Source organism: Arenimonas malthae CC-JY-1, from assembly GCF_000747075.1.
GTDB lineage: Bacteria > Pseudomonadota > Gammaproteobacteria > Xanthomonadales > Xanthomonadaceae > Arenimonas > Arenimonas malthae.
The window spans coordinates 1-3,903 of sequence record NZ_AVCH01000059.1 but is presented as its reverse complement, the minus strand read 5'-3'; the positions used below and the strand labels follow the sequence as shown (position 1 = coordinate 3,903).

Here is a 3,903-nt window from a genome sequence, read left to right as displayed (position 1 = left end):
CCGGGAAAGGCGGGGCGATTCAGTGCGGTCCGTCACCAAAGACAAATTCTCAACGCCCGGCACGCACCAGTTGGGTTGCTCTCAGACGTCCGCGACCAGGGTGAACGAGGTTCGCGTACCGGCAAGGGACTGCGCGTGCATCGCGGCGTAAAGCCGCTCCAGGTCCCGCGCGAACCGCTCCGGCTGGAACAGCCGGCCCTCGGCCAGGCTGGCCTGGAGGCGCGCACGCAGCGCAGCCCGCGCCGCGGCGTCGTTACCCAAGCTTGTCGCCATTTCCACCAGCGCCCCGCGGTCGGCGGCCACGGCTTCGGGCAGGCCGGCGGCATGCAGCAGGCTCGCCGCCATGCGGCTCACGAAGTTTTCGCCCGGCCAGGTGAGCACCGGCACGCCCCGGCGCAGCGCGTCGCTGGCGGTGGTGCCGGAGTTGTAGGGGTGCGTGTCGAGTGCCAGGTCGGCCAGGGCCAGGCGGGACAGATGCGCCTCGCGCGGCAGCGGCGGGGCGAACACCAGCCGTTCCGGCGCCACGCCACGGCGCGCGGTTTCGGCGCGCAGGTTGTCCGCCGTGGCCGGGTCCTTGGGCGACACCAGCCACAGCACGCTGCCGGGCACGCTGCGCAGCACCGCGCACCAGTCGTCCCAAAGCGGCGCGTTGAACTTGTAGGCCTGGTTGAAGCTGCAGAACACCACGCCGTCTTCCGGCAGGCCGGCGGCGGCGCGCGTGGGCGGCTGGGGCAGCGGCACCAGGCGGCCGTTCGGCTGGAAGCAGCCCGGCATACGCGCCACGGCTTCGCTGAAGCCGCTTTCCAGCGAAGGCGGCAGCACGAACTCGTCGGCAATCACGTAATCGGCCAGCCGCGGTTCGCCCAGCGTGCCGATGTAGCCGATCCACTGCGCGATCACCGGCGCCGGCCGCCAGGCATTGATGCCCACGCGGCCGTGGCCGGTGTAGCCGGTCAGGTCCACCAGCACGTCGATGCCGTCGTCGCGGATGCGCTGCGCGGCGGCGCGGTCGTCGAGCGCGTCGATGTCGACGAAGTGGTCCACGCCGCGCTCGATGGCCGCGCGCCAGGGGTCGCCGGGCGCGGGCGCGCGGTAGGCATAGGCGAACACCTGCACCCGCGAACGGTCGTGCGCCGCAATCACTTCGCTCACCAGGAACGACACCGCGTGGTTGCAGAAATCGGCCGACAGGTAGCCGATGCGCAGCGGCCCTTCGGTGGCGCGCGCCGTCGGCGCCAGCGGTGGCGACGCCAGCGCGGCGCCCCACTGCGAACGGGCGAAGGTGCGCGCGGCCTCGCGCTGCGCGGCGGCGCCGGCTTCCGGCAGCGACAGCAGCAGCCCCGGCGAAAAATCGCTGCGCGGCGCGCGCGCGAACGTGGCCAGCAGGTTTTCCGCGTTGAGCACCGGGTCCGGCGCCCAGTCGGCCAGGTGCCGGCGCAGGTACAGGCCGTCGCCCAGGCTCTTGAGGTCGTCGGGGTCCAGCTTCACCGCGCGCCGGTAGCACTCCAGCGCTTCCTTCGTACGGCCCTGCGCTTCCTTCAGGCCGCCGAGTTTTTGCCAGGCCAGCGCCAGCCGTGGTTCGCGGTTGATGGCCTGGGTGTAGGCGGCCAGCGCCTGCGCATCTTCGCCCAGCTTCTGGTGCGCGAAGCCCAGGTTCACCCACAGGCCGGCGCTGCCGCCGCCGGCCACGGCGCGCTGGAAGCAGGTGCGCGCGCCGGCGAAATCGCGCGCCGTTTGCGCCAGGATGCCGGCCAGGTTCCAGCCTGCCGCGTGTCCCGGCTCAACAGTGAAGAGCTGGTCGAGCAGGCGCCGGGCGTCGTCGCGCCGGCCGGCGTTGAAGGCCGCGGCGGCCTGGGCGTACAGCTCGGCCGGCGTGGCGGGCGGCATGCGGTTCAGCGCGGCTTGGCGGGCAGCGGGAAGGGCGTGACCACCTTCTCGCCGGTGCCGGCGTCGCGGATGCTCAGCTGGCCCTTGCGGTCCACTTCCTCCACGCGCACCACGCTCTGCATCGGCAGGTGCAGCACGCGCGTGTCGGCGAACTCGTCGCGCAGGCGCTCTTCGGTGGGGTCCACCACCACGCCTTCCTTGGCGTCGAACACCAGGTCGGCCACCTCGGTGAAGCCCCACAACGAACTGGCCGTGACGCGCCGAGCGTACAGCTCGTAGATCTTGCCGGCGTTGAGGAACGTGACCTTGTAGAGGATGCGCTGGTTCATGCCCGCGGATTCTATGCCAGCGCGGGCGCTGCGTCAGTTGCCGGGCACCGCATCCACGGGGGCCTCGAAGGCGATGAAAAGAATGCAGGGTTCACCCGGTGCGCAGACGGCGGAATGGCCGAGCCGGGCCGGTCCGTAGGCGTACATCCCGGGTCGCAGCGTCCGGGGCGCCTGCCCGTCGTAGCTGACCTCCAGGGTTCCGGACACCAGCACCATGCGTTCGGCCGAACTGTGCCAGTGGTGGGGAATGGTGAAGTCGCCGGGCACCTTGAAGAAGACGTCGGCATTGGCGAGCGCGGGATCGCCGTGCAGCACCGCGATCTGGCAACCCTCGGGAATGAAGGCGGGGCAGGGGCCCCAGGCCAGGCCGGGGTCGTCGGTTGCGAACGCGAGCGCGGGCTCGGATTGGCTGGCAAGGGTCGTCGGGCCGGCGAGGGCCAGCAGCAGGGTGGTGGCCAGGGTGAGTCGGGACATGGCGTGCCTCCGGGAGGCGGTGGGGCGGATCGCCCTTCCGAGCAAACGCGTTGGCCGCCCGCGGACGGCCTCTCCCGAACTCAGGTGCCGCGCGAACGCCGCGCCAGCATGGGTTTCAGGGCCAGCGCATACAGCAGCCCGACCACGAAACCCGCCAGGTGCGCCCACCAGGCCACCGCGCCGAAGCTGGGGCCGACGAAGGTGAAGACCAGCTGCAGCGTGGCCCACAGCCCAATGAGCAGCGCCGCCGGCACCTTGATGAATTCCAGCCACAGGCCCAGTGGCACCACCACGCCCAGGCGCGCGCCCGGGAACAGCGCCAGGTAGGCGCCGATGACCGCCGACACGCCGCCGCTGGCGCCGATGATGGCGCGCGCCGGCGTACCCATCAGCAGCGCCGCGGCCAGGTTGGCCAGCGCGCCGCCGGCCAGGAACAGCAGCAGGTAGCGCCACGGCCCCATCGCGCGTTCCGAGGGCAGGCCGAAGATGAGCAGGAACAGCAGGTTGCCCACCAGGTGCACCGGCCCGGCGTGGATGAACAGCGCACTGAGCAGGGTGAGCAGGCGTTCGTCGCGCAGCGCCGCGCGCCATTCGGTGACGCTGCCCGAAAGCGTTCCCCAGCGCAGCAGCGTGGCGCGCCAGGCGGCGTCGTCGGGCAGCAGCGCGATCCAGATGAAGGCGGCCACCATCAGCGCCGCCAGCAGCGGCGTGGCCCAGCGCCAGCCGGCCTTGCGTCGCGTGGGCAGGTTCACGAACACGGCGCTTGCCTCAGGGCCGCGGCAGCAGCAGGCGGCGGCCGTTGGCCGACAGCACCACGCCGTCGCGGCGGATTTCCTCGATCACCACGCCGCTGGCGGGCGAGGCGCCTTCGCCCTGGCGGCGGCCATCGAGGATGACGAAACGCTGCGCGGGCTCGTCGGCGAACACGTGCATGCTGAGCTTGAGCGGCGGCAGCGTGGCGCGTTCGGCGGCGGGCAGGTCGGCGAGGCGGGGCAGCAGGGGTTCGACCGGCAGGGCGGGGGCCGCGGCATCCACCGGCGCCGGGGCAGGTTCGGCGGCGGCGGGTGCGCTGGCCGCCGGCACGGGAGCAGGCACGGTGACGGCGGCCGCAGGAGGAGCCAATTGCGGCGCGGGCGGCGGCTCGTCCGGCAACAGCTGCGGCGGCGGCACCCGCGAATTCGAATCCGCCGGCACCGGCAGGGCCGGCGCGGGC

The 3,903-nt window shown here is 72.6% G+C and carries 5 protein-coding genes; all 5 read right to left on the bottom strand.

Annotation, left to right across the window (positions count from 1 at the left end; genetic code table 11):
- Positions 1-81: 81 nt before the first annotated feature.
- Positions 82-1,887, bottom strand: coding sequence for an O-linked N-acetylglucosamine transferase, SPINDLY family protein (locus tag N790_RS03910; RefSeq protein ID WP_052385668.1), 1,806 nt, complete (start codon positions 1,885-1,887; stop codon positions 82-84).
- Positions 1,888-1,892: 5 nt separating this feature from the next.
- A complete protein-coding gene (locus N790_RS03905; RefSeq protein WP_043801019.1) occupies positions 1,893-2,216 on the bottom strand; it encodes a DUF1820 family protein in 324 nt (107 codons plus the stop codon).
- A 33-nt stretch (positions 2,217-2,249) separates the two neighbouring features.
- Positions 2,250-2,690, bottom strand: coding sequence for a cupin domain-containing protein (locus tag N790_RS03900; protein WP_052385667.1), 441 nt, complete (start codon positions 2,688-2,690; stop codon positions 2,250-2,252).
- Positions 2,691-2,770: 80 nt separating this feature from the next.
- Positions 2,771-3,448, bottom strand: a complete 678-nt coding sequence (locus N790_RS03895) for a rhomboid family intramembrane serine protease (RefSeq protein ID WP_043801014.1) — start codon at positions 3,446-3,448, stop codon at positions 2,771-2,773.
- A gap of 10 nt (positions 3,449-3,458) precedes the next feature.
- Positions 3,459-3,903 (bottom strand): general secretion pathway protein GspB (locus tag N790_RS15115; protein ID WP_156969917.1); only part of this gene is annotated, 445 nt, incomplete at its 5' end.

Coding starts and splice junctions, on each gene's coding strand:
- N790_RS03900 (WP_052385667.1), bottom strand. CDS start 2,690: ATGTCCCGACTCACCCTGGCCACCACCCTGCTGCTGGCCCTCGCCGGC.
- N790_RS03905 (WP_043801019.1), bottom strand. CDS start 2,216: ATGAACCAGCGCATCCTCTACAAGGTCACGTTCCTCAACGCCGGCAAG.
- N790_RS03910 (WP_052385668.1), bottom strand. CDS start 1,887: ATGCCGCCCGCCACGCCGGCCGAGCTGTACGCCCAGGCCGCCGCGGCC.